This window comes from Streptacidiphilus melanogenes (assembly GCF_000787835.1).
GTDB classification, from domain to species: domain Bacteria; phylum Actinomycetota; class Actinomycetes; order Streptomycetales; family Streptomycetaceae; genus Streptacidiphilus; species Streptacidiphilus melanogenes.
This window is the reverse complement of sequence record NZ_BBPP01000009.1, coordinates 1-23,402: the sequence shown is the minus strand read 5'-3', so window position 1 is coordinate 23,402 and position 23,402 is coordinate 1. Positions and strand designations below refer to the sequence as shown.

The 23,402-nt window shown below is 73.9% G+C and carries 25 protein-coding genes and 1 pseudogene; 14 read left to right on the top strand and 12 right to left on the bottom strand.

Annotated elements, in window-relative coordinates:
• Positions 1–39 precede the first annotated feature (39 nt).
• Positions 40–2,181 (bottom strand): putative bifunctional diguanylate cyclase/phosphodiesterase, encoded by a 2,142-nt coding sequence (locus tag TR49_RS12390; RefSeq protein WP_236653337.1) that lies wholly within the window; start codon positions 2,179–2,181, stop codon positions 40–42.
• Positions 2,178–2,993: an SAM-dependent methyltransferase gene (locus tag TR49_RS12385; RefSeq protein ID WP_042380953.1), complete on the bottom strand. Its 816-nt coding sequence runs from the start codon at positions 2,991–2,993 to the stop codon at positions 2,178–2,180. The genes TR49_RS12390 and TR49_RS12385 overlap by 4 nt, the downstream gene beginning before the upstream one ends.
• A 67-nt stretch (positions 2,994–3,060) precedes the next feature.
• On the opposite strand from TR49_RS12385, the gene TR49_RS12380 reads away from it, so the two are divergent.
• From TR49_RS12380 to TR49_RS12365, 4 genes are all read left to right on the top strand, one after another.
• Positions 3,061–4,983 (top strand): glycoside hydrolase family 15 protein, encoded by a 1,923-nt coding sequence (locus tag TR49_RS12380; RefSeq protein WP_268874075.1) that lies wholly within the window; start codon positions 3,061–3,063, stop codon positions 4,981–4,983.
• A gap of 133 nt (positions 4,984–5,116) precedes the next feature.
• Positions 5,117–5,308, top strand: a complete 192-nt coding sequence (locus tag TR49_RS12375) for a hypothetical protein (RefSeq protein ID WP_042365631.1) — start codon at positions 5,117–5,119, stop codon at positions 5,306–5,308.
• Between the two features lie 75 nt (positions 5,309–5,383).
• The gene (locus TR49_RS12370; RefSeq protein ID WP_052434236.1) at positions 5,384–6,274 is read left to right on the top strand and encodes a helix-turn-helix domain-containing protein; all 891 of its coding nucleotides are present in this window, start codon (positions 5,384–5,386) and stop codon (positions 6,272–6,274) included.
• Positions 6,275–6,322: 48 nt separating this feature from the next.
• On the top strand, positions 6,323–6,781 hold the full coding sequence (locus tag TR49_RS12365; RefSeq protein WP_052434235.1) for a hypothetical protein: 459 nt from the start codon (positions 6,323–6,325) through the stop codon (positions 6,779–6,781).
• Here the strand turns inward: TR49_RS12365 and TR49_RS12360 are convergent.
• Positions 6,778–7,188 (bottom strand): VOC family protein, encoded by a 411-nt coding sequence (locus TR49_RS12360; RefSeq protein WP_042380948.1) that lies wholly within the window; start codon positions 7,186–7,188, stop codon positions 6,778–6,780. The genes TR49_RS12365 and TR49_RS12360 overlap by 4 nt on opposite strands.
• A 93-nt stretch (positions 7,189–7,281) precedes the next feature.
• Between TR49_RS12360 and TR49_RS12355 the strand changes: the two genes are divergently transcribed.
• Positions 7,282–8,304, top strand: coding sequence for a helix-turn-helix transcriptional regulator (locus TR49_RS12355; protein ID WP_042380947.1), 1,023 nt, complete (start codon positions 7,282–7,284; stop codon positions 8,302–8,304).
• A gap of 105 nt (positions 8,305–8,409) precedes the next feature.
• On the opposite strand, the gene TR49_RS12350 is transcribed toward TR49_RS12355, so the two are convergent.
• From TR49_RS12350 to TR49_RS12325, 7 genes and pseudogenes are all read right to left on the bottom strand, one after another.
• Positions 8,410–9,039 carry a TetR/AcrR family transcriptional regulator gene (locus tag TR49_RS12350; RefSeq protein ID WP_084724833.1) on the bottom strand — a complete coding sequence of 210 codons (630 nt, stop codon included), beginning with the start codon at positions 9,037–9,039 and terminating at the stop codon, positions 8,410–8,412.
• 156 nt (positions 9,040–9,195) lie between these two features.
• Positions 9,196–9,729, bottom strand: a complete 534-nt coding sequence (locus tag TR49_RS12345) for a Rieske (2Fe-2S) protein (protein WP_042380943.1) — start codon at positions 9,727–9,729, stop codon at positions 9,196–9,198.
• A 113-nt stretch (positions 9,730–9,842) separates the two neighbouring features.
• Complete coding sequence (locus TR49_RS12340) at positions 9,843–10,634, bottom strand: inositol monophosphatase family protein (RefSeq protein ID WP_042380939.1); 792 nt, start codon at positions 10,632–10,634, stop codon at positions 9,843–9,845.
• A 5-nt stretch (positions 10,635–10,639) separates the two neighbouring features.
• Positions 10,640–10,888 (bottom strand): hypothetical protein, encoded by a 249-nt coding sequence (locus TR49_RS47015; RefSeq protein ID WP_439654101.1) that lies wholly within the window; start codon positions 10,886–10,888, stop codon positions 10,640–10,642.
• A 3-nt stretch (positions 10,889–10,891) separates the two neighbouring features.
• Positions 10,892–11,416 (bottom strand): annotated as a pseudogene (locus TR49_RS47010) (GNAT family N-acetyltransferase); the annotation flags it as partial.
• Entirely contained in the window at positions 11,413–12,345 is a 933-nt protein-coding gene (locus TR49_RS12330; RefSeq protein ID WP_042380937.1) for an acyl-CoA thioesterase, read from the bottom strand. The pseudogene TR49_RS47010 and the gene TR49_RS12330, both read right to left, overlap by 4 nt.
• 70 nt (positions 12,346–12,415) lie before the next feature.
• Positions 12,416–12,892: a pyridoxamine 5'-phosphate oxidase family protein gene (locus tag TR49_RS12325; RefSeq protein WP_042380936.1), complete on the bottom strand. Its 477-nt coding sequence runs from the start codon at positions 12,890–12,892 to the stop codon at positions 12,416–12,418.
• A gap of 120 nt (positions 12,893–13,012) precedes the next feature.
• Between TR49_RS12325 and TR49_RS12320 the strand changes: the two genes are divergently transcribed.
• The 4 genes from TR49_RS12320 to TR49_RS12305 all read left to right on the top strand — a co-directional run bounded on the left by TR49_RS12320 (position 13,013) and on the right by TR49_RS12305 (position 16,519).
• Positions 13,013–13,825, top strand: a complete 813-nt coding sequence (locus TR49_RS12320) for an enoyl-CoA hydratase/isomerase family protein (protein ID WP_084724832.1) — start codon at positions 13,013–13,015, stop codon at positions 13,823–13,825.
• Positions 13,826–13,856: 31 nt separating this feature from the next.
• Complete coding sequence (locus TR49_RS12315) at positions 13,857–14,297, top strand: VOC family protein (RefSeq protein WP_042381223.1); 441 nt, start codon at positions 13,857–13,859, stop codon at positions 14,295–14,297.
• Positions 14,298–14,477: 180 nt separating this feature from the next.
• Positions 14,478–15,722, top strand: a complete 1,245-nt coding sequence (locus tag TR49_RS12310; RefSeq protein WP_052434234.1) for a M23 family metallopeptidase — start codon at positions 14,478–14,480, stop codon at positions 15,720–15,722.
• Between the two features lie 32 nt (positions 15,723–15,754).
• Entirely contained in the window at positions 15,755–16,519 is a 765-nt protein-coding gene (locus tag TR49_RS12305) for a class I SAM-dependent methyltransferase (protein WP_042380934.1), read from the top strand.
• A 12-nt stretch (positions 16,520–16,531) separates the two neighbouring features.
• On the opposite strand, the gene TR49_RS12300 is transcribed toward TR49_RS12305, so the two are convergent.
• Positions 16,532–17,677 carry an MBL fold metallo-hydrolase gene (locus tag TR49_RS12300; RefSeq protein ID WP_236653347.1) on the bottom strand — a complete coding sequence of 382 codons (1,146 nt, stop codon included), beginning with the start codon at positions 17,675–17,677 and terminating at the stop codon, positions 16,532–16,534.
• A 353-nt stretch (positions 17,678–18,030) separates the two neighbouring features.
• A complete protein-coding gene (locus tag TR49_RS12295; RefSeq protein WP_042380930.1) occupies positions 18,031–18,483 on the bottom strand; it encodes a MaoC family dehydratase in 453 nt (150 codons plus the stop codon).
• A gap of 550 nt (positions 18,484–19,033) precedes the next feature.
• On the opposite strand from TR49_RS12295, the gene TR49_RS12290 reads away from it, so the two are divergent.
• The 5 genes from TR49_RS12290 to TR49_RS12270 all read left to right on the top strand — a co-directional run.
• Positions 19,034–19,825: a hypothetical protein gene (locus TR49_RS12290; protein ID WP_042380928.1), complete on the top strand. Its 792-nt coding sequence runs from the start codon at positions 19,034–19,036 to the stop codon at positions 19,823–19,825.
• A 139-nt stretch (positions 19,826–19,964) separates the two neighbouring features.
• On the top strand, positions 19,965–20,663 hold the full coding sequence (locus TR49_RS12285) for a hypothetical protein (protein ID WP_152627217.1): 699 nt from the start codon (positions 19,965–19,967) through the stop codon (positions 20,661–20,663).
• Positions 20,657–21,598 carry a hypothetical protein gene (locus tag TR49_RS39910; protein WP_052434232.1) on the top strand — a complete coding sequence of 314 codons (942 nt, stop codon included), beginning with the start codon at positions 20,657–20,659 and terminating at the stop codon, positions 21,596–21,598. Before TR49_RS12285 ends, TR49_RS39910 begins: the two co-directional genes overlap by 7 nt.
• Positions 21,599–21,703: 105 nt before the next feature.
• Positions 21,704–22,465, top strand: a complete 762-nt coding sequence (locus TR49_RS12275; RefSeq protein WP_042380924.1) for an SAF domain-containing protein — start codon at positions 21,704–21,706, stop codon at positions 22,463–22,465.
• Positions 22,465–23,402: CpaE-like family protein (locus TR49_RS12270; protein ID WP_063770076.1), on the top strand; the 938-nt coding region annotated here is incomplete at its 3' end. The genes TR49_RS12275 and TR49_RS12270, both read left to right, overlap by 1 nt.

Below are 23,402 nucleotides of genomic sequence, written 5' to 3'. Positions count from 1 at the left end.
AAGGTTATTTAACCGGGTTTTATGCAATTTGCGGCTTTTCTAGTGATTCGCCAGGAACAGCTCCTCCAGCTGTTCCGGCGTGACCGGACGGCCGAAGTACCAGCCCTGCCCCCAGTCGCAGCCCAGCGCGCGCAGCCGCTCGGCGGTCTCGCGCGTCTCCACACCCTCCGCCGTCAGCGTCAGTCCCAGGCTGCGGGACAGGTCGGCGAGGCCGCCGATGATGCGCCAGGCGACGTCCGAGTCCGGCACCGGCTCGCCGGACGGCTCGCCGATGAACGAGCTCGACAGCTTGAGGCCGGACAGCGGAAGGTCACGCAGGTAGGCGAGGTTGGACCAGCCGGTCCCGAAGTCGTCGACGGCCAGCGTGATGCCCTTGTCCACCAGGGCGTTCAGCACGCGCAGCGACTCGTCACGCGGGCCGAGCGCGGTACTCTCGGTGATCTCCAGTTGCAGCAGGCCTGGTTCGAGGTTGGTGTCGGCCAGGATCCGCCCGATGTCGGCGACCAGGCCCTTGTTCCGCGCCTGACGCGCGGTGATGTTGACGTTGACCTGCGGGGCCAGCCTGCCGTAGCGGCGCTGCCAGTCCGCCGCCTGGGCGCAGGCCTGGCTGAGGATCCACCGGCCGAGCGGCAGGATCAGGCCGGTCTCCTCGGCGGCCGGGACGAACTCGTCCGGCTGCAGGATGCCCAGCAGCGGGTGCCGCCAGCGCACCAGCGCCTCCACGGCGGCCAGCGAGCCGTCGGTGAGCGCGCACAGCGGCTGGTACTCCAGGAAGAACTCGCCGCGGTCCAAAGCCATCGGCATCCGCACCGAGACGGTGTAGCGGCTGACGGCCTCGGCGTTGGTGCGGGCGTCGTAGAGGGTCCAGCGGGCGCCGCCCGCCTCCTTGGCCCGGTAGAGCGTCAGGTCGGCGGCACGTACCGCCGCGCCCGGGGTGATCGTGCCGACGGGCCGTTCCAGCACGCCGACGCTGGCGCCGATCGCCAGCTTGTGGCCGTCGATGAGGATCGGCTCGCGCAGCGCGCCCAGCACCGTGCGGGCGGCGGCCACGGCGTCGTGCTCGCCGTCGCAGTGCTCCAGCAACACGACGAACTCGTCGCCGCCGAGGCGGGCCACGGTGTGGCCGAGCGGGCCGAGCGCCGTCGCCAGCCGTCCGGCGACCTCGACGAGCAGCTGGTCGCCGGTGGCGTGGCCCAGCGAGTCATTGACGATCTTGAACCGGTCCAGGTCGATGTAGCACAGGCCGAAGTGCGCCCCCGGCGCGGCCGTCGCGAACAGCTCCTCCAGGCGTTCGAAGAACGCCGCCCGGTTGGGCAGGCCGGTCAGCGGGTCGTGGGTGGCCTGGTGGTGCAGCCGCTCCTGGAGGCGGTAGCGGTCGGTGATGTCCTCCAGCATGGCCACCTGGTAGCGCGGCGTGCCGTCCTCGTCGCGGATCAGTGAGACGGTCAGGTGCGTCCAGACCACCTCGCCGTCCTGCCGGTAGTACGGCTTGTCGCACTGGAAGCTCTCCCGCTTGCCGCCGATCAGGTCCTCGTAGGCCTGCCAGATCTCGGGGGTGTCCTCGGGGTGCACCAGTTCGGTGACCGCGCGGCCGCGCAGGTCCTCCAGCCGAGCACCGAACATCTCCAGCAGCGAGCGGTTGGCGGCCAGGATCTCGCCCTCGACGCTGCCCACCCCGATGCCGACGGCCGCGTGCTCGAACAGGGCGCGGAACCGCGCCTCGGAGGCGTGCAGCGCCTGCTCGGCCTCGCGACGGGCGACGTCGGCCGCCGTGCGGATGGTCTCCTGCTGGCGCAGCGTCCGCTCGCGCAGCGCGATCGCCCAGGCGGCGGCGAAGGCCCCGGCCGGGTCGCCCGTCTGCGACGACGGGGCCCTGCGCAACAGCCCCACCGCCTCGACCAGCAGGTCCGGGTCGGTGAAGTGCGCGCCGACCAGGGTGGTCGCAGCCGAGGCCGGCCGTCCCTCGCAGATCATCGCGGCGGTCCGCGCGCCCAGCGCCGTGACCTTGGTCGGGTGCAGCGAGGTGCCGTGCCGCCGCAGCATGGCGGTCCAGCGCTCGGGGAACGTCTGCGCGGACTCCCGCGCCGTCTCCCGGGGAGACGCGGCCTCCGGTGCCGCCCGGGCCTTTCCTGCTTCCGGCGGATCGGGCGGAGGGGCGGGTCCCTGCGGGTCGGCGGTCACGGCAGCAGTCCCACACCGACAAAGCCCGGAAGCCGCTCCGGATGCGGCCCCACCGCTTCAGGGGTGTCCGGGCGCCACTGCGTCAGGTAGACCAGGCCCGGATCGATCAGCCTGAAGCCGTCGAAGAAGCGCCCGATCTCCTCGCGGCCGCGCATCGTCAGCGGCGTCCGGGTGCGGGCGTAGATGTCCTGGTGCGGGCCGACCTGGTCCGGGCGGCCCTCGCGGCAGGCGTGGCACAGCACCATCGCGCTGCCCGGCGGCAGCGCGTCACGCAGCCGCGCCACCAGGGCGTGCGGGTGCAGCCTGTCCGGCACGAAGTGCAGCACCGCGACCAGCAGCAGCGCCACCGGCTCGCCGGGTTCGAGCAGGGCCGCGACGTCCGGCTGGGCCAGCAGCTCGTCCGGCTCGGTCAGGTCGGCCTGCACGACGCGGCTGAGCAGGTCCTCCTCCAGCATCAGCTGACTGTGGGCCACCGCGACCGGATCGCGGTCCACGTAGACGACCCGCGCGTCCGGCTGGAGCTCCCGCGCCACCTCGTGCACGGGGCCGAGGGTCGGGATGCCGGAGCCGATGTCCAGGAAGCGGGTGAAGCCGCCGGCTGCCAGATAGTGCACCGAACGGCGCAGGAAGGCCCGGTTGGCTTGCATGATCTTCGGCAGGTCCGGCCACTGCTCCATGGCCTGGCGCGCCATCCGCCGGTCGGCCTCGAAATTGTGGCTCCCGCCGAGGTAGTAGTCGTAGACGCGCGCGGCGTTCGGCGTCTCCAGATCGACCCAGCTGGGCGACCAGGTCTGCCAGGTGTGACCGGCCACGGGTGCGCTCCTTCCCGGTTGGGAGCGGCAACGGTAGCGACATACCGGGGCTGCGAGGCACCATGTTATGACAAATGGCGCAAAAGCGGCGGTACTTCGCACGGGATCGATCCCGGCTCTCCTCGAACCCGCCCCCAGATGGCGTGGCGCCGGTCGTCGACGTACGGGCGGGACGGGACTGATGGCGGGACGGATCGAGGACTACGCGCTTCTCGGAGACCTGGGCACGGCCGCCCTCGTGGGGGCGGACGGCTCCGTCGACTGGCTCTGCCTGCCCCGCTTCGACTCGCCGTCCTGCTTCGCCGCCCTCCTCGGCGAGGAGCGGCACGGCCACTGGTCCCTCGCCCCCGCCGACCACGGCGCGCGTCCCGCGGGCCGCCGCTACCTCGGCGACACCCTCGTCCTGGAGACCCGCTGGCGCACCCCGACCGGCGAGGCCCGGGTGCTCGACTTCATGCCGCAGCGGCCCCCGACCCGCGACGGCGAGCCGCCGCGCCTGGTCCGCCTCGTCGAGGGCGTGGACGGCAGCGTCGCGATGCGCGGCAGCCTGCGGGTCCGGTTCCACTACGGCCGGGTCGTCCCGTGGGTGCGGCGTACCGGCCACCACCGCGTCGCGGTCGCCGGACCGGACGCCGCCTGGCTCTCCGTCCCGCCCGGGGTGCACACCTACGGCGCCGGCGAGGGCGCCGACGGCTGCACCCGCTCGGACTTCACCGTCGCCGCCGGGGAGCGCGTCGCGTTCACGCTGACCTGGCAGCCCTCGCACCTGGCCGCCGCCCGCCGCTTCGACCCCGAACGCAGCCTGCAGCAGACCCTGGATGGCTGGGAGGGCTGGTCCGCCCGCTGCCGCTACCGGGGGCCCTGGCGTGCGCCCGTGCTGCGCTCGCTGCTGACGCTCAAGGCCCTCAGCTACGCGCCGACCGGCGGCATCGTCGCCGCCCCCACCACCTCCCTGCCGGAGTGGCTCGGCGGACCCCGCAACTGGGACTACCGCTACTGCTGGCTGCGCGACGCCAGCCTCACCCTCGCCGCGCTGCTGCGCGGCGGCTACCGCGAGGAGGCCGCTTCCTGGAGGCGCTGGCTGCTGCGGGCCATCGCCGGAGAGCGCTCGGGCGTGCAGGCCCTCTACGGCGTCGCGGGGGAGCGGGCGATGCCCGAGACCGAAGCCGACTGGCTGCCCGGCTACGACGGCTCGCGGCCCGTCAGGATCGGCAACGCCGCCGTCGGGCAGGTGCAGCTCGACATCCAGGGCGAGGTCGCCGACATGCTGCACCGGGCGCTGGACGCCGGGATCCCCATGGAGCGCCAGGTCTGGAGCCTGTTCCGGTCCCTGATGGCCACCGTCGCCGGGCGCTGGCGCGAGCCCGACGAGGGTCTGTGGGAGATGCGCGGCGGCAAGCGGCACTTCACCCACTCCAAGGTCATGTGCTGGGTGGCGGCGGACCGCGCCGTCCGGATGGCCGAGGCCACCGGGCTGCCCGCGCCGCTCGCCGAGTGGCGGGCGCTGCGCGACGCCGTCCACGCCGACGTCTGCGCCCAGGGCTACGACGCGCGGCGCGGCGTCTTCGTCCAGGCCTACGGCGGAGACGGCCTGGACGCCGCGACCCTGCTGCTCGCGCAGTGCGGCTTCCTGCCCGCCGACGACCCGCGCGTCGCGCGGACCGTGGACGCGATCCGCGACGAGCTCGACCTCGACGGCTTCGTCCGCCGCTACGACCCCGCCACGACCGCCGACGGCCTGCCCGGCGGCGAGGGCGCGTTCCTCGCGTGCAGCTTCTGGCTGGCCGAGGCGCTGGCGCTCGGGGGGCGCTCGGAGGAGGCCGCCGAGGTGTTCGACCGCACCGTCGCGGTCGGTGGCGAGCTCGGACTGCTCAGCGAGCAGTGGGACCCGGCGGCGCGTCGCCAGCTCGGGAACGCGCCGCAGGCGTTCACCCACGTCGCGCTGGTCAATGCGGCCTTCGCGCTGGACGCTCCGCTGAACGGTGGGTGAGGGGCGCTTTCCCGGAGGCGCGCGCCTTGTATCCGCCTCACGCATCTTACGGTGTGTCACTCTGCTTGCGCGCTCTGTCATGGGAGTGCTAGCAATTGTCACTGAACGCACCTGCCAAGGGATCCCCCTGACCATGCGGCTCACCTTCCTCGGGACCACCTCGAACAACGGCAACTGCCCCACCCTCTACGCGACCGACCGGGGCACCCTGGTCGTCCAGGGGTACGCGGTCACCGATCCGCACGCGCGCGAGCAGCTGCGGGATCTGTTGCCCGGGGAGGACGCGGTCGAGATCCCGCGGGAGCTGCTGACCTTCCTGGGCTGAGCGCCGAGCCGGGCGCGGGCCCGGGAGGCGAGGCCGCCGAGTCCCGGGAGGGCGTTCGGGAGGGGCGGCGGCTTCATGACGGACTTTCAGCGCGAACGCGAGGCGCTGGGCGCCTGGCTGCACCGCCTGCGCCGGGACGCCGGCCTCAACGGCAAGGAGCTCGCCGAACGGCTCGGCTGGGCCCCGTCCAAGGTCTCCCGGATCGAGCACGGCCGGCAGACCCCGACCAACGCCGACCTCGCCGCCTGGTCCCGCGCCTGCGGCCAGCCGGACGCCGCCGCCGAACTCACCGCCCGCCTCCAGGCCCTGGACAGCCACTACGTCACCTGGCGCCGCTCGCTGCGGGCCGGCCACGCCCCGCGCCAGCGGGTCGGCATGGAGCTGGACCGGGCCACCACCGTGCTGCGCGTCTTCGAGCCCGGCATGGTCCCCGGCCTGCTGCAGACCGCCGGATACGCACGCTCGCTGTTCACCGCGCTCGTCGCCCTGCAGGGCACGCCCGACGACGTCCCGCAGGCGGTGGAGGCCCGGATGGAGCGTCAGCGCGTCCTCTACCACGCGGGCCACGAGTTCCACTTCGTGCTGACCGAAGCCGCGTTGCGCGCCCGGCTCTGCCCGCCCGAGGCGCACCGCGGCCAGCTCGACCGGCTGCTGGCGGTGGCGTCGCTGCCGGGCGTCCGCCTCGGGGTCATCCCCGACACCGCGACGCTTCCGCTGGCCCCCCTGCACTCGTTCTGGATCTTCGACGACCGGCTGGTCCAGGTGGAGACCTGGACGGCCGAGGTCAACGTCTTCGAGGAGAGCGAGATCGCCCTGTACCGGCGGGTGTTCGACCGTTACGTCACCGTGGCGCGCTACGGCTCGGCGGCGCGCGCGATCGTCTCCTCCGTCCTGGCGGAGTGCGGACAGTCCGACGAGGTGATTGACGCGTCCGTTCCGCCGCAACTGGGACGAGATTCGCAATAACGCGCAATCGGAGTGCGTCTCGCGGGGGGCAGGCCCTACCCTCCTGCCATGGCGGACAGCTCGCGGGCGATCGGCTGGCTGCTGCGCGCAGCGCCCGTTCCCGGTTCGACCCTGGCCGAATGGAACGGCCGCCCCGACGGCAGCGCCGAGCTGGCCGTGGGCGTCGTCTGGGACGTCGTCCGCGCCGAGCTGGAGCTGGGCCTCGAGGCGCTCGACCGCCTGCGCCTCGCCGGCGACGCCGGCCCAGCCCTGTGCGCCGTCGCGGAGCGCCTCGTCTCCGTCCTCGTCCCGGTGGGCACGGCCGCGAGCTGGTCCCCGCCCATCCGCGGCGTCACCGCCGCCGGCCGCGGCCAGCCGCTCCGCGTCCCCTTCCCCCGCGTCTCCCACGGCCCCTACCACTGGCTCATCCCCCCGGACGGCAGCGGATTCCTCACCGACCCCGCCCACCTCCGCACCGCCCTCCGCCGCGCCGAACGCGTCTACGCCGCGGAGGGCGCGGCCCGCTAGGCGTCACGTCGGCGGGTGAACTTCTCGATGGCCGCCGGGGTGACCGGGGTGAAGAAGTTGACGAGGTTGCCGTCCGGGTCGCGAAAGAGCAAGGAGCGGTTGCCCCAGGGCATCGTGGTGGGCTCGGTCACGAAGTCGGTGACGAAGTCCTTCAGGTTCCGGTGGACGCGGTCCACGTCGTCGACCAGGAACTCGGTGATCACGGTGTGGTTGGACGCCGGGCGGGCGGAGCCCGGGGCGAAGAGCGGGACCGTGCGGGTGCCGGCGATCGCGAGGGTCGCGCCGGCGGTCGTGAGTTCGGCGAAGTCCTCGGTGGCCCACGTCGCCCGGGCACCCGTGGCCCGCTCGTAGAAGTCGACGAGGCGTGCCACGTCGCCGGTGATGATGCGGATCGAGACGAAGTCCATGGGATCTCCTCGGTTTGGCTGGAGGCGTTGCGCTTCGCAGGTTAGGAGAGATACCGGACAGAATCGGTCCGGTATTCGGGCTAGGCTTGGAACATGTCCCGACCCACCGGCCGCGTGCTGACACTCCTGGAGCTGCTGCAGTCGGGCGGCACCCGTACCGTGGCCGAGCTCGCCGACCGGCTCGGCGTCGAAGGGCGCACCGTGCGGCGGTACGTGGACCAGTTGATCGACCTGGACGTGCCCGTGGAGTCGGTGCGCGGACGGTACGGCGGATACCGGCTCGGACGCGGTTACCGCCTGCCTCCGCTGATGCTCGGCGACGAGGAGGCGCTGGCCGTACTGCTCGGCCTGGTCGCCGGCCGCCGGGCGGGGCTGGCGCCGGCCCAGCTCACCGCGAACGAGACGGCGTCGGCGAAGATCCGCAGGGTGTTGCCGGGGCACATCGCCCGGCGGCTCGACGCCCTGCTGGAAGCTCTCGACTTCACGGACCGGCCCGGCGGGTTCGGGGCCGGGGACGCCCCGGACACCGAGGTCCTGCTCACCGTCGCCGACGCGGTGCGCCACCGCCGACCGGTCTCGGTCCGCTACACCGACCGCGACGGACGCCGCAGCGAACGCACGCTGCACGCCTACGGGATCGTCGCCCACGCGGGCCGGTGGTACGTGACGGGCGAGGACGCGGGGGCCGGCGAGGAGCGGACCTTCCGGCTCGACCGCATCGCGGACGCGCGGACGCTGCCCGGCTCCTTCGAACCGCCCGAGGGACCGAGCCCGGCCGAGCGTGTGCTGTCAGGGTTCGCGACGGCCGACTACCGGCACGCGGTGACCCTGCGGATCCACGGGACGGTCCAGCAGATCCGCGCGCGCCTTCCCGCAAGCGTCGCAACCGTGACGGAACACGACCACGGGCACGGGCAGGAGCACGAGCCCGCGCCGAGCGGGGACCCGGCGGCCGAGCGCTGGCTGCGCGTGGAACTGCGCGCGGAGCGGCTCGACTGGCTGCCGCCGCTCCTCGCCTCGCTCGACCGGCCGTTCGTCATCGAGCGCCCCGCCGAACTGCGCGAGCTCGTCGCCGCCCTCGCCGACCGCCTCGCGTCCTGCGCAGGCCGAACCTGACGGTCTGCCGCGCCCACGTCCCCAGATCGCCGTCGAGCCCGCGCCGTACGGCGCAGCCCGCTTTCAGACGGCCATCGAGCCCGCGCCGTACGGCGCAGCCCGCTTTCAGACGGCCATCGAGCCCGCGCCGTACGGCGCCAGGACGAGGCGGATGACCTCCTCGAGGCGGGCGAAGGCGTCCGCCAGCGTGCTGCGGCCGGTGACCCAGGCGACCAGTTCGCTCTGCCACGCCGCGTCGATGAGGTGGGGGACCACCTCCCGCGCCGCGGGCGGGACGTCCGGCATGAGGGCGAGCAGGGAGGCGCGGCCCGTCGCCGCCATCGCGTCGACGACCTCGCTGGCGAACGGATCGGTGGACACCGTGACGGTGACCAGGAGCCGGGCGAGGTTGGGCTGCCGCTGGAACGCGCGCATGCCGCGGCGGACGAAGCGGACGACGCGGTCGCTGCCGCGCGTGGGCGGGACCGAGCCGCGCAGCTCCGCGGCGAGATCGTCCATCAGCTTGGCCCGCCAGTCGGACGCCGCGGCGGCCAGGAGATGGTCCTTCGAGGAGAAGTAGCGGTACGTCGTCCCGAGGGCGACCCCGGAGCGCTCACTGACCTGCTTCATCTGCAGCCGCTCCACACCGGTCTCGGAGACCAGGGTCAGAGCTGCGTCGATCAGGTGCTTCCGGCGTTCCAGCTGGCGAGGAGACATGGTCTCGACGGGCCTCGGTGACAGGTCTACCTTGGACACGCCGCCATCGTACCGGGAACCCCGTTGCACGTGTATGACGCCTCGTCAGCCGGTTCCCCTGCGCGGAGGCCGACCACCCGGCCGTGGCATGCGGCGCGGGACTCCGGGGGACGCGCGGGCGTCCCCCGGAAGTGGAACGGGGTTCTCATCCGACCGTCAGGTCAGCGTGATCTGCCCGCCGCTGACGCTGATCTTCTCGGCCGCGAGGGGACTCGGCGCCGGGCCGCCCGCGACCGAGCCGTCGGCGATGTGGAACTGGCTGCCGTGGCACGGGCAGTTGATGGTGCCACCGGAGACGCTGTTCACCGTGCAGCCCTGGTGCGTGCAGACGGCCGTGAAGCACTTGTACGTTCCGGCGGTCGGCTGGGTGACGACGACCTTCTCCGCCGAGTACACCTTGCCGCCGCCGACCGGCACGTCCGAGACGGGGCCGAGCACCGTGCCCGCGCCCTGCGCCTGCGCGCCGCTGGGCGCACTGCTCGGCGCTCCGCTCTGGGCGCCGTCCCCGCTCCCCTGGGACGGCGGAGCGGAGTCGGTACTCCCGCCGCCCGCACTGGAGCACGCCGCGAGCACGGCGGCCACACCGGCGACACCGGCGCCGGCGAGGACCGTGCGGCGCGCAGGGTGGGAGGCGGCGGGCTGGGTGGTGTCCGGTTCGTCCTCGTTCGTACGCTGCGGGGTGGTCGTCATGTGTTACTCCCGTGGTGTGAGGGGCCGTTGGGGATGGTTTACGCACCCGGCGCCGCCACGGTTCAGCGACCACACGAAGTTCTCATGAGCTCCACGCCAGCCTCACATCGCCCTCACGTCAGCAGGGCCCGCGCCCGCTCCCAGGAGTCCGGGTCCGCCGCGGCGAGCAGGCCCGTGCGGTCCTCGCCCGGCCGGTAGGGGGAGCCGTCGAGGCGGCGGGCGTAGCCGCCGGCCTCGTCCAGCAGCAGGGTGCCGGGCGCGTGGTCCCACGGCAGGATGCGCCGGTAGAGCACGAAGTCCCGCTCGCCCTCGGCGAGGCGCGGGTAGTCGACGCCCGCGCAGCTCGCCCCGCGACCGAGGGAGGCGAACCGGGGCGCGGCCGCGGCGACGCGGGCCCGGGCCGGCTCGTCGAGGAAGCGGGTGAGCACGTCCCCGTGCAGCTCGGCCGCGTCCGCGGGCGCGGGGCCGCGGTGCAGGCGGGTCCCGTCGCGCCACGCGCCCGAGCCGCGCTCGGCGACGTACGCGGTCCCGTCCACGGGCCGCAGGATCCACCCGGCGACCGTCTCGCCGTCCCTGACCAGCGCCGCCATCACGGCGAAGCCGGGCCGTCCGGCGACGAAGTTGCCGGTGCCGTCGATCGGGTCGACCACCCACGCCGCGGGCGACTCGTTCAGCGCGCGCGGCAGCGTCGGATCGGCGGCGGTCGCCTCCTCGCCGACCACGGGCGCGTCCAGCAGCTCGCGCAGCCGTCGGCCGATCAGCGCCTCCGCCTCCCGGTCGGCGACGGTGACGAGCTCCCCTGGGGTCTTCTCGCTCACCTCACCGGCCGCGAGTGCCCCGAAGCGCGGCAGGATCACGGTCTCCGCCGCCTCGCGCAGGATCTCGGTCACGTCGTCGATCTTCATGACCGTCAGCCTAGGCCCTGCGGTCGGCCCTCAGCCGCACGGTCCACGGCCGCCGCGACGCGCGCCTGAAGGGCGCGCCTCCGCTCGGGCCACTCGTCGGAGACGATCGAGAACACGGCGGCGTCGCGCAGCCGTCCCTCCTCGCCGGGCACCCAGGAACGTGCGGACCAGCGCATGACGCCCTTGAGGGCCCCGCCCACGGACGCGATCCCGGCGCGGGACCGGGCGTTGCGCGCGTCGGTCTTCAGATCCACGCGGGCCACGCCCCACGTCTCGAAGGCGTGCCGGAACAGCAGCAGCTTCGCCTCGGCGTTGATGCCGGTGCCCTGGGCGGACGCGGCCAGCCAGGTCCAGCCGACCTCGACGGCGAAGAGCGCAGGCTCCTCGGTCCAGTCCGCCCAGCGCGGGGCCCCGTACGCGGTGCAGCCGACGGCGCGTCCGGTCGCGCGAGATCTGCGCGTAGGGGGGCGAGCAGGCCAGTGGCGCGCCGTGCGTGCTGGGCGTCGACGTAGGCGTCGACCCGGTTCGGCGCGGGGACCAGGGTGAAGCCGTAGGAGTCGCGGTTCTGCGCGGCTGCCGTGGCGAGGTCGGCCGCGTGGTGGTGTTCCAGCGGCTCGAGGCGCAGCAGCGAGCCTTGCAGTACCGGTCGGTCCAGGCCGAGTCCCATGCCGAGTCCCTTCGCGTCGCGTCCGTGCCCGCCGCCCCCGGGCGGCTGCGACGTCCGGGGGCGGCGGGTTTTCCCGGCTCCCGCCGGTCCGGTCGGCCCGATTCGGTCCCGTCAGTCCTGGGGCTTGGGTCTGCGGACGCGGATCAGCGCCTCCTGGACGACGGAGGCGACGAGGCGGCCGTCGCGGGTGTAGAACTCGCCCTGGGCGAGGCCGCGGCCGTCGGAGGAGGAGGGGCTGCGCTGGGCGAAGAGCAGCCACTCGTCCGCGCGGAAGGGCCGGTGGAACCACATCGCGTGGTCCAGCGAGGCCAGGCTGATCTGCGAGGGCTCGGTCCGCTCGGCCCGCGGCCGTTGCACGTGCAGGGCGGCGGTCGAGGCGAGGGTCAGGTCGGAGAGGTAGGCCAGGGCGCAGACGTGCATCAGCGGCTCGTCCTGCGGCAGCGCCTGCGCCGACTTGAGCCAGACGAACTGCTGTACCACGCCCGGAAGTTCGACGGGCAGCCCGGGACGGTCGCGGGGGATGATCCGCATGTCCAGGGTGAGTCGGCCGGTGGTGCCCCAGTAGTTCTCGGGGCCGCCCGCCGCCCAGGCGGCGTACGGGTCGGGCAGGCCCTCCGGGTCGGGCAGGTCGGGGATCTCGCGCTGGCGGTCCGGGCTCTCCTCGGGGATCTTGAACGAGGCGGAGAGGGTGAAGACGGCCTCGCCGTTCTGGATCGCGGTGACCCGGCGCGTGGTGTAGGAGCCGCCGTCGCGCAGCGCCTCGACCTCGTAGACCAGCGGGCGGCGCGGGTCGCCGGGCCGCATGAAGTAGCCGTGCAGCGAGTGCACCAGCCGTCCCGGGCTCACCGTGCGCCCGGCGGCGACGAGCGCCTGTGCCGCGACCTGCCCGCCGAAAGCGCGCAGCGGAGCGCCGGCGTGGCACCAGCCCCGGAACAGTCCCTGGTCGATCTCGTCGAGACTGAGCAGGTCGTCGAACCCCTTGATCTCGGTCGGTCCGACGGGGGAGGACGGGGAGGCTGGCTGGTGCGGTGTCGCGGCTGTCACCGCCCTATCGTTTCAGACCGCAACTGCCCCCTCGCTGTGATCTGCACAACGTTGCATGTCAACGGCCCTTTCAAGGCCGGAACACGCCGCCCAGCTTGCGGAAGTCCCAGGAGGTGAGGGTCTCCGGCCTGATCCGGAGCCAGGCGTGACGTCCGTCGTGGAACATCTGCCCGCCGAAGCCGTACTTGAGCGCGAACGCCTTCTCGACGGTCTCCAGCTCCGGGACCGGTTCCGCCCCGGTCCGCGGCGCCTCGCCGACCGGCTCGACCGAGCCGGTCACCTCGACGCCGCACAGGTCCCCGTAGTCCTCGCCCGCGTCCACGACCACGGCGACGCGCGGGTCGACCCGCAGCTCCGCCCAGCGGCGGCTGCGGACGATGGAGTACAGCCACAGCGCGGAGCCGTCCCAGGCGAACCAGAGCGGCGTGACGTGCGGACGCCCGTCGGCGGACACGGTGGCGACCCGGCAGGTGCGCTGCGCGCCGAGGAACGCGTCGCGTTCCCCGGGGGTCATCATGATGCGGCGTCCGTGGCGTTGTGCGCGCATGGCCTTCCCCCTCCCGCCGGGATGGCGGACGATGAGGCACTAGTAGAACGTGTTCTCATTCACTGCGCCAGAGTCTGACTGGGCCGGACTTTCGGTGCACCGGAGTGCGGGAGGATCCGAGTGGGCCGCTTCGAGACCCTGGACTACGAGGCGGGCGAGGACGGCGTCGCCTGGGTGACGCTGGACCGGCCCGAGGTGCACAACGCCTTCGACGCCCGCATGCTGCGTGAGCTGCGCACGCTCTGGCGCGAGCTGCGTGAGGACGACGCCGTCCGCGTCGTGGTGCTCACCGGCGCGGGCGACCGCGCCTTCTGCACCGGCGTCGACCGCGGCGCCCTCGCCGACCCGGAGCTGCGTGTCGGCACCCGTGGCGGCACGCCGCTGCACTTCGACGACCCCGGCGACTGGATCAGCCCGAAGACGGCGGGCGACCTGTGGAAGCCCGTCATCGCCGCCGTCAACGGCATGGCCTGCGGCGGTGCGTTCTACCTCCTCGGCCAGGTCGAGTTCATCATCGCGGCGGAGCACGCCACCTTCTTCGACCCGCACACGACGTACGGGATGGCGTCGGTCTTCGAGTCGATGGCGATGCTGCAGCGCATGCCGCTGGGAGAGGTGATGCGCATGCAGCTGATGGGCAACCACGAGCGCATCAGCGCCCGCCGTGCGTACGAGATCGGTCTCGTCCAGGAGGTCGTCCCGGCGTCGGAGCTGCGCGAGGCCGCCGGGCGGGCGGCCGCCGCTCTCGCCTCCCAGCCCCCGCTCGCCGTCCAGGCGACCCTGCGCGCGGTCTGGTACGCGCAGGAGCTCGGCTACCGGCAGGCCCTCGACGTCGCGAAGACGCTCATCCAGGTCGGCAACGACCCCCAGTCCCTCGCCGAGGGGCAGGCGGCCTTCGCCTCCGGCGCGAGGACGCCGTGGCGGCTCCGGTGAGCGGCTACTGCGCGGTTCTATGCTCGGGGACATGACTGTTCAGCGGATGGACAACGTCGGCATCGTCGTCGACGACCTCGACGCCGCCGTCGCGTTCTTCACCGAGCTCGGCCTGGAGCTCGAAGGCCGGCAGGAGATCGAGGGCCGCTTCGCGGACCTGACCGTCGGGCTCGACGGCGTCCGCAGCGAGATCGCGATGATGCGCACCCCGGACGGCCACGGCAGGCTGGAGCTGTCGACGTACCACCATCCCGCACCGGTCGAGCCCGTGCCGCGGAACCCGCCGCCCAACACGCTCGGCCTGCACCGGGTCATGTTCGCCGTCGACGACATCGACGACACCGTCGCCCGCCTGCGCGCCCACGGAGCCGAACTGCTGGGCGAGGTGGCGCAGTACGAGTCCGTCTTCCGGCTCTGCTACCTCCGCGGCCCCGCGGGTGTCATCGTCGCCCTGGCCGAACAGATCGGCTGAGGCCGACAAGCCGACGGGGACACACTGACGCGGACGCGCTGACGGCCGGCGACACACCCACGCTCGGATCAACGGGCGTCCCCTCGGGCGCAGGCGACTTAGGGTCGGTCCGAATCAAGGCGAAGGCGCAGGCGCAGGCGCCTCGCGGCCGCGCGCCCCACCGACCCCAGGGGAACGATCATGTGGAGAGCTCTCGCCTCGACCATCCTCGCCGGCGTCGTCGGCCTTTCGGGCGGCTCTCCCGCCGCCTGGGGGACCGCGCGCCCCGCGCGCGACCAGGTCACCGCGGTCTCGGTCGCACCGACGATCTCCCCGGTCCCCGTCGAGGGCACCGACGGACGCATCCACATGCCGTACGAGCTGCTGCTGGTGAACTTCGGCGGCGACCCCGCGACGATCGACTCGGTCCGGGCCCTCGACCGCGCGCACCCCTCGCGGGTGCTCGACTCACTGACGGGCGATCAGGTCGCCACGCACTTCGCCATCGCGAAGATCGGCACGGCGCCCGGGCCGCAGGCCGTCCTCGGCCCCGGACAGGAGGGGATCGTCTGGCTGGACGCCACCGTCCCGAGCAGGGCCGACATCCCCCGCCAGATCGTCCACCGGATCCGGGTGACGTTCCCGACCGGACAGGCCGGCGGCCTCGTCCCGGCCGACGTCACCGTGACCGTCGCACCGACGGCCGTCTCCCACCTCCCCGCTCCCGTCGTCGCCCCGCCGCTGGCGGGCACGCGGTGGTTCGACGCGAACGGATGCTGCCGACTCGTCAGCGCCCACCGCGGTTCGGTCAACCCCCTCGACGGACGGACCAACTTCCCCGAGCGCTCGGCGATCGACTTCATCAAGCTGAACGACCGCGACCGGCTCTTCACCGGCCCCGCGACGAAGATCTCCAGTTACGCCTACTACGGCACCCCCGTCACCGCCGCGGCCGACGGCGAGGTCGTCGAGCTGCGCGACGGCCTGCCCGACCAGGTGCCGACGATGGAGCCGCCGCTGGGGCAACTGCCGCTCGCGGACTTCGCCGGCAACCACATCATCGAGAAGTTCACCTACGCCGGCCACACCTACTACGCCCTGTACGCGCACATGAAGCCCGGCAGCGTCCGCGCGCACGTCCACCTCGGCGAGCACCTGCGGGTCGGACAGCAGGTCGGCCAGCTGGGCAACAGCGGCAACAGCTCCGCGCCGCACCTGCACTTCCAGGTCATGGACCGGTCCTCGGCCCTGGCCTCCCAGGGCATCCCCTACGCCTTCGACCGGTTCTTCCTGCGGGGCCGCGCCGCCTCGGAGAACGTGGTGACGGACGTCCTCGACGGCCGGCGGTTCACCTACGCCCGCGGCGTCCGCCCGGGGCCGCAGCGACGCCGTCTGCCGCTCTACCTCGACCTGGTCGACTTCCCGAGGACCGCCCCGCGCCGATGACGAACGATCATGCGCGGCGTAGCCTGCCGCGCATGACGACGGCGAAGTTCTCCTGGGAGTCCGAGGCACACCGCTACGACGAGTCGCGCGGGGGAGAGGTGCGGGCCCAGGCTGCGGCGGAGGGGCTGGAGCAACTGCTGCCCAGGGACGTGCGCGTGCTGGCCGACGTCGGCGGCGGCACCGGGATCATCGGCCGCCGGCTCGTGCGCCAGGGGCGGGAGGTCGTCGTCGTGGACCTCACCCAGGCCATGCTCCAGCTGGCGAACTCCCGGCTGCCCGGGCGGGCCCTGCGCGCGAGCGCGGACCGGCTGCCGTTCCGGGACGGGGCGCTGGACGCAGTGACGAGCGTGTGGCTCCTCCACCTGCTGCCGGACTCGCGGCCCGTGGTCGCGGAGTTCGCGCGGGTCCTGCGTCCCGGTGGTGTGGTGGTCTGCACGGTCGACAAGGACGCCTGCCACGACGTCGGCAGCGACATCGACGACGTGCTCGGGGAGCTGCGGCCGCGGCGGGACAACGCCGTGGGCGCGGCCGAGCAGGACGCCACCGCGCGGATCGTCGCGCACGGGGCGGACTTCGGGCTGGAGCCGGTCGGGGAGGGGGCGTTCACCGCGCATCTGCGCGGCACGACGCCCACCTCTCTCGCGGACCTGATCCGCGGCGACCGGTACCAGTTCTGGGCCCGCCGCCTCGCGCCCGCCGACCGGCAGCGCGTCCTCGACGGGCTCGCCGCGCTGCCGGACCAGGACCGCAAGCGGCCTGACCCGACCTTCCGCCTGCTGGCGCTGCGCCGCAGCTGAGGCGAGCCGCAGTCAGGCGGGCGCGCCCACGGTGTCGTTCTCGTCGTCCTCGTCCGGCCGGTCCGCGGCGTCCGCGGTGGCGGCGGCGCCGAGGTCGGCGGGGATGGGGACGAGCGACTGGGTGTCGCCGTCGACGTCCTCGTGCGCGCCCGGGGCCGCGATCACGCGCCACCAGGCGCGCTGTGGCAGCGGCTCGGCCGGTTCGAAGGGCTCCCCGGGACGCGGCGTGGCGACGGGGACCTCGTGGGCGAGCGCCGCCTCCAGCGTCCGTTCGATCGGCTCGTCCCAGGCGTGCGGGGCGAGGTCGAAGGTGCACCAGTGGATCGGCAGCAGCACACCGCCGCCGAGGTCGAGGTGGGCGCGGACGCCCTCCTCGGGCGTCATGTGGACCTCCGGCCAGAACCGGCTGTAGGCGCCGACCTGGATCATCGCCGCGTCGAACGGCCCGTGCTGGGCGCCGGTCTCGGCGAAGCCGTGGAAGTAACCGGTGTCGCCGCTGTGGTAGATCCGGTGGCCGCCCCCGGCGACGATCCACGACGCCCACAGCTGGTAGCGGCTGGTGCGGGGCCCGCGCGAGCAGTAGTGGCGCGCGGGTGCGGCGGTCAGCGTCAGCCCCGCGACCTCGGCGGACTCGTGCCAGTCCAGCTCCACGATCCGCTCGGGCCGGACGCCCCAGAACTCCAGGTGCGCGCCCACGCCCAACGGCACCGCGAAGACCGCGTCGCGCCCGGCCAGCGCGCGTACGGCCGGCAGGTCGAGGTGGTCGTAGTGGTCGTGCGAGACGACCACGACGTCGACGGCGCCGAGTTCGGCGGGTGGGATCGGCGCCGGGTGCAGCCGACGCGGGCCGAAGCCCGGGACGGGCGAGCAGCGCTCGCCGAAGACCGGGTCGAACAGGACGCGGCGCCCGCCGATCTCGGCCAGCACCCCGGCGTGCCCGAGCCAGGTGAGCCGCAGGCCGGTCGCGGGCGGGAGCGCGAGCTGCTCGGCGGTGAGCCGGTGGACGGGCACGGCACGGGCCGGGCGGCGGCGGTCGCGGTTCTCGATGAGCGCCGCCTGCAGGGCGGCGAGCGTGGTCCCGGGAAGCATCCGCCGGGTGCGGACGGGGTTGCGGAAGGCGCCGTCGACGAACTGCGGCGAGCGCAGGATGCGGGTCAGGCGCTCGCCGGTCGGCTCGGCCGCGCAGCCGAAGCCCTCGGGGCGGACACGGCCGGTGCGACCGCGGCGGCCGAGGCGGCCGAGCCGCTCGAGGCGTTCGGAGAGCGGGCCGGTGACGGAGGGGAGCGAGACGGACGGGAGGGAGGTCAGCGGGTCCAGCAGCAGGGACGGCGAGGTCGGTTCCGCGGGACGCGGGGACCCCTCGGGACGGGCACGGCCGGGCACAGCACCTCCAGGAGACGCGGTGAGCGGTAACTGCGTGACGATCTTTCGCAGCCTACCCGCGCGCCACCCGGGTCGCCCGGGCGGCGACCCGGGCGTGCCCGTCCCGTCAGGTGTGGCTCACGCGTGCCTCACGCGTAGAAGCGGGTGATCGTGTCGGCGACGCAGTGCGGCTTGCCGCCGTCCTTGCTCGTGATGGTGTAGCGGACGACGACCTGGAGGCCGCCGGAGACGGAGTCGGCGGAGACCAGTTCGGCCGTCGCCCGGACGGAGGAGCCGACCGGGACGGGCGCGGGGAAGCGCACCTTGTCCGAGCCGTAGTTGACGGCCATCCGGACGCCCTCGACGCTGTAGCACTCCTTCGCGAGCACCGGGATCAGCGACAGGGTCAGGTAGCCGTGGGCGATGGTGGTGCCGAACGGCCCGTCCTTTGCGCGCTCCGGGTCGACGTGGATCCACTGGTGGTCGCCGGTGGCCTCGGCGAAGAGGTCGACGCGCTTCTGGTCGACGAGGTGCCAGTCGCTGCTGCCGAGCTCGGTTCCCACGGCGGCGGCGAGGTCTTCAAGGGAGGCGAAGGTGGTCATGGTCCGGAGCGTAGCCCCCGGTCCACCCCTCCTGAATGTGGCGCAGGTCACGGCGCGCGCGAGGGTCGCGGCCTCGGCGTGCGGGGGCGTGCGGCCGTGCGGCGGTCGGACCGGCACGCCGCGGTCGGCCCGGGCACCGGACCACTGCTCGGCTCCACGCGCGCGACCCTCCCGCCGCCCGGACTCGGCCGTCCGCCCGCCCGGCTCGCACGGCGCACACCTTGTCGGCGTGCCACCTCAGACGCTCTGTTCGTACCGGGCTCACCCCGCCCGCCGGGCGCAGTCCGCCTGTGCGCCCAGCGCGTGGGGCTCGACCGCTCGGGGTTGGGCCCGTGCGCGCCGTGAGTGCGTCGGTCAGCAGGGGCCGGGCCTGAGTGGACGGTTTTTGGTGCGGTGGCAGGGGGTAGAGGGCCGGGGCGAGCAGGTGAGGCGCGTGGTGCGGACGGCGGGGGACGGTTCCGCCGTGGGTGCGCGCCCGGGGCGTCTCCTCGACGGCTCGCTTCTGGAACGTTCCGGTGTGGTCAGCTGTGGGGGTGGCGTGGATCTCGGGGTGGAGCTCGTGCTCCTCGGTGCCGAGTGCCCCGACGAGCGCGCCTTCGGCGGCTCGCTCGGCGCGGCGCAGGGAGCACAGCGCTTCTGGCGTGCCGTGACGGCGACGCTCGCGGACGCCGGTCCGGGACGCTGCCGGGTCACCACCGTGCATCCGGAGGCCGACGCGAACGCCGCGCTCGCCGCGCTCCAGCAGGCTGCCGCCCGCGAGGGGCGGCTGCTGCTGGTCTACCTGGCCGGCCAGCTCGCCTGGGACCAGCGCCGGCGCCGTCCCGTCCTCGTCGTCGCCGGCAGCCTGCGTGACAGCGCTCCGCAGCGCGGGTTGGCCTGCGACTGGGTGACCAGTGCCATGGCCCACGGCTCGGCCGCGGAGTCGCTGCTGGTGGTGGACCTGACGGCGGACCAGGAGGCGTGGCAGGAGTGGCCGCAGTGGGTGCGGACGGCGACGTCGACGGTGCCGGTGTGGGGCCGGGTGGCGCGTTACGAGCCCCCGCGCCGGGGGCGCGCTCCGGCGTACGGCCGCGCAGGGACGCTTGCGGAGGTGTTCGGCACGCTCCTGGACGCCGGGGTGCCCGGTGCGCCAGCCGTGCTCGATCCGGGCCTGCTGCATCCGACCCTGGTCGCCCTCGACCCGGACGCGCCGCAGGCGGCAGCGGGTCGCGGCGGCCCGCCGCCCGCCGCGCACTGGACCGCTCCGCCCCACGCGAGCCGACTGCTGCTTCGCAACCGTGCGCTGCTCCGAGGCCTGCTCAGGCCCGGTCCCCGGCGTGGTCCGACGCCTCCCGGGTATTGACATCGGCATATTCCTGTGAGTGACCTTGACGTGGGCATTACCGTGGGGAGAATTTCAGCCACAACCCGGGACACCGCGCTGTGCGAGGCATATGGTGCTGAACACCGTCAACCGGGGAATCGGCGGCAAGGGGGGAGCCATGCGGCGCCTGGGACCCGCGTTCCTGAACCACCCTTTACGTGACCAAAAGGCCCACCCGCTCAGCGGGCCACCACGGCCGGTCACGACGGTCACCACCACGAGTCGGCTCGGCGTTCCCACCCGCCGCCTCGCGGGAGCGGCGCTGCTGGTCGCCGCGATCGGTCTGCTGCTCACCGCCTGCGGCGATGCAGGCAGCGCCCAGACACTCGACGGCGCGCCCTCGAGCCCCGCCAGCGCCCCCGCCCCCAGCCTGCGCCCGGCCCAAGGGATCAGCGGCCCGGCGGCCGAGGTCGTGCTCCGCGCCTACCGCGGCTACTGGGCGGCCCAGATACGCGCGATGTCCACCGGCCATGCGGACGGCAGCGACCTGTCCACCTACGCCACCGGTGAGGCGCTGAGCGACAGTTACGCCAACGTGGTGCGGCTCGTCTCGGCCGGGCTGCTCATGTCGGGAGCCCCCCAGATCCACCCCGTCGTCACCGCCGTCGGCCCGCTGCGCGGCGCGGCGGGGGAGCAGCAGGCGACGCTCCAGGACTGCCTGGACGTCTCCGGCTGGCACCAGGTGACCGCGCAGGGCGGCCGGACCAGCGAGCCCGGCGACCGACTGCTGCGCTACCCGCTGGTGGTGACGGCCCGTACCGTCGGAGGAGCCTGGATGATCAGTGAAGTCACCCGCAAGACGGGCAGAACATGCTGAGCGCCGCGCCCGCGCGTCGGCGCGGCCGACCGGTGTGGGTGCGGGTCGGTGCCGCGCTCACCCTGGCGCTCGGCGGCCTGGTGGGCGCGAGCGGCACCGCGCACGCTGATGTGGGCCCGTGCGACAACAGCTACGTCTGCGTCGTCGTCGGCCACGGCGGCAAACCCCCGACGGGCGGCGGCGGTTCCGGCGGGGGCGGCGGCCAGGGCGGCGCCTGCTGGTACGGCCCGACCCCGATGGCTTGCTACGTCCCCGGCATCGGCTGGCTGTCCGCCCAGGACGGCTGCTACTACATGCAGATGACGCCGCAGCCCCCCGCGGGCGACCCGCTGTGGCAGGGCCACCAGCCGGGCGACGGCGCCGTCTACGTCCGTACCTGCTCCCTCGACGCGGGCGGCGGCACCGTCACCCTCTGGATGGCCGCACCGCCCCCCATGCCGCCGCAGGTGACGCCGGGTGAGCTCGCCGCCTGGGCGATCGCGAAGATCCCGCGCCGCGCCGCGGTGATCCACAGCGCGCCCAGCGACGGACAGCACGGGCTGGTCAACTCGCCCGTCATGCTCTGGATCGGCGAGCAGGGTGACGGCTACGACAACACCTACATCCCACCGAGCGCGCCCGACTGGGCCACCGCCAGCGTGCCCGGACTCTCCGTCACCGCCTACGTCTGGTCGACCGGGGTCACCTGGAACACCGGTGAGGGCCAGACGGTGTGCCACGGACCGGGCACGGCGTTCAGCAGTAAGACCGGGTTCGTCGCCGGCTGCTCCTACACCTATGACAAGGCGAACGACGGCTACGTCATCACCGCCGTGGTCGGCTGGCACGTGCGCTGGAAGGCCAGCACCGGCGCGAAGGGCAACTTCGGCCTGGACGACATGCAGAGCGCCAACCAGATCGACCTCGCGGTCAAGGAGATCCAGGTCCTCAACTGACCGCACCGATCAGCAACGACTCAGCAGGGAACGCAAGAACGCAAGACGCAAGGAACGCAAGGAACGCACAGCAACGCCACGGACGAAGGAAAGAGGCGAACCACGGTGGAAGCCCCCGCGTCGCCGACGCTCACGGCCGGACAACGCCCGACCGCCGCACCCGCGCGCGCCCCGCAACGGCGGAAGCGCCGCCCCGCCGTGCTCGCCCTCGGCGTCGCCCTGGTTGCCGCTGGCGGCCTCGGCGGCGCGGCGCTGTACCTGACGACGGGCCAGCGCGTCCCCGTGCTCGCGCTCACCCACGACGTACCGGCCGGACAACCGCTGACCGCCGCCGACCTGACGGAAGTGCGGATATCGCTCGACCCCGCCCTGCACCCGCTCTCCGCCGACAGCCACGTCCTGAACATGCGTGCCACCACCGACCTCAAGGCCGGACAACTGCTCACCGCCGAGGACCTCACCAACGACCCGCTCGTCCAGACCGGTCAGGAGGTGCTCGGCGTGGACGCCAAACCCGCCCAGCTCCCGGCCTCCGGCCTGACCGCGGGAACGTGGGTGGTGCTCGTCTACACCCCGTCGGCCGAGGGCAACGGCACCGGCACCGGCGCGGAGACGCTGCCGGGCTCCACCACAGCCTCCGGCGGAACCGCGGGGACAGGCGGAGCGGGCGCGACGGGCACCGGGGCGACGCTGCTCCAGTCCGTCACCGTGCGCGTGGTCAGTGTCGGCGCCACCTCCGTGGACGACGGCACCACCGTCGTCGACGTCGCCGTCCCGGGCGACCAGGCGGCGCCCGTCGCCGACCTGGTCGCGAGCGGCAAGTTCGCCGTGCTGCTCGCCGCCCCCGGCACGAAGGGAGGCGGCTGATGGCGGTCGTCGCGATCACCGGCGGTCCCGGCGCGCCAGGGGCGACCAGCGCGGCCCTCGCGCTGCTGCTGAGCTGGCCGCTGACCGAGCACCGCCGGGTGCTGCTGGTCGAGGCCGACCCCGACGGCGGCGCGGTGCTGGCCGGTGCGCTCCGGGGCGAGGTGCGGGCCGACAAGGGCCTGCGCAACCTCGCCGTCTCGGACCGGCGCGGCCGCCTGCTCCAGGAGATGTGGGACCAGTGCATCGACCTGTCCCCGCAGGGCACCGGCGACCGCCTGCTGCTCCCCGGCCTCACCGATCCGGCGCAGGCCGCCGCCCTCGTCTACACCTGGGAGCCCCTCGCCGAGGCGTGCCGCACCCTCGACGGCTACGGCTGCGACGTCATCCTCGACCTCGGCCGCTCCGGCGGCCACGGCCCCTCCGCGGTCCTGGCGCGCCGCGCCGACGCCGTCGTCGCCGTCCTGCGCACGACGCTGCGCGGTCTGAGCACCGCGCGTCCGCGCGTCGCGGCGCTGACGGCGGAGCTGGCACAGGAGGGCGTGAGCGACGCCCTCGCCCTGCTGCTGGTCCGCGAGGGCCCGTACGCCGCGGCGGAGATCTCCCGCGCGCTCGGCGCGCCCGTCGTCGGTCTGCTGCCCTTCGCGCCGAAGGAGGCCCGCACGCTGTCCGACGGCGGCGGCCGCACCTCCGACCGACGCTTCCAGCGCTCCGAGCTGATGCGCGCCGCGCGCTCGACGAGCGACGAACTGCGGGCGCTGACGGCGCGTCGCCGCCTGGTCGCCCGCCCCCAGGCCCAGCCCGCCGACCCGCCGTCGATACCCCAGGCCGCCCCCTCGGACCAGCACGCGCCGCACGCGATACCCGCTGCCGCGCCGACCCCGACCCCGCTCACGGCGGTCCCCGCCCCGACGCCACCGACCCCGACCCCGTTCTCCCC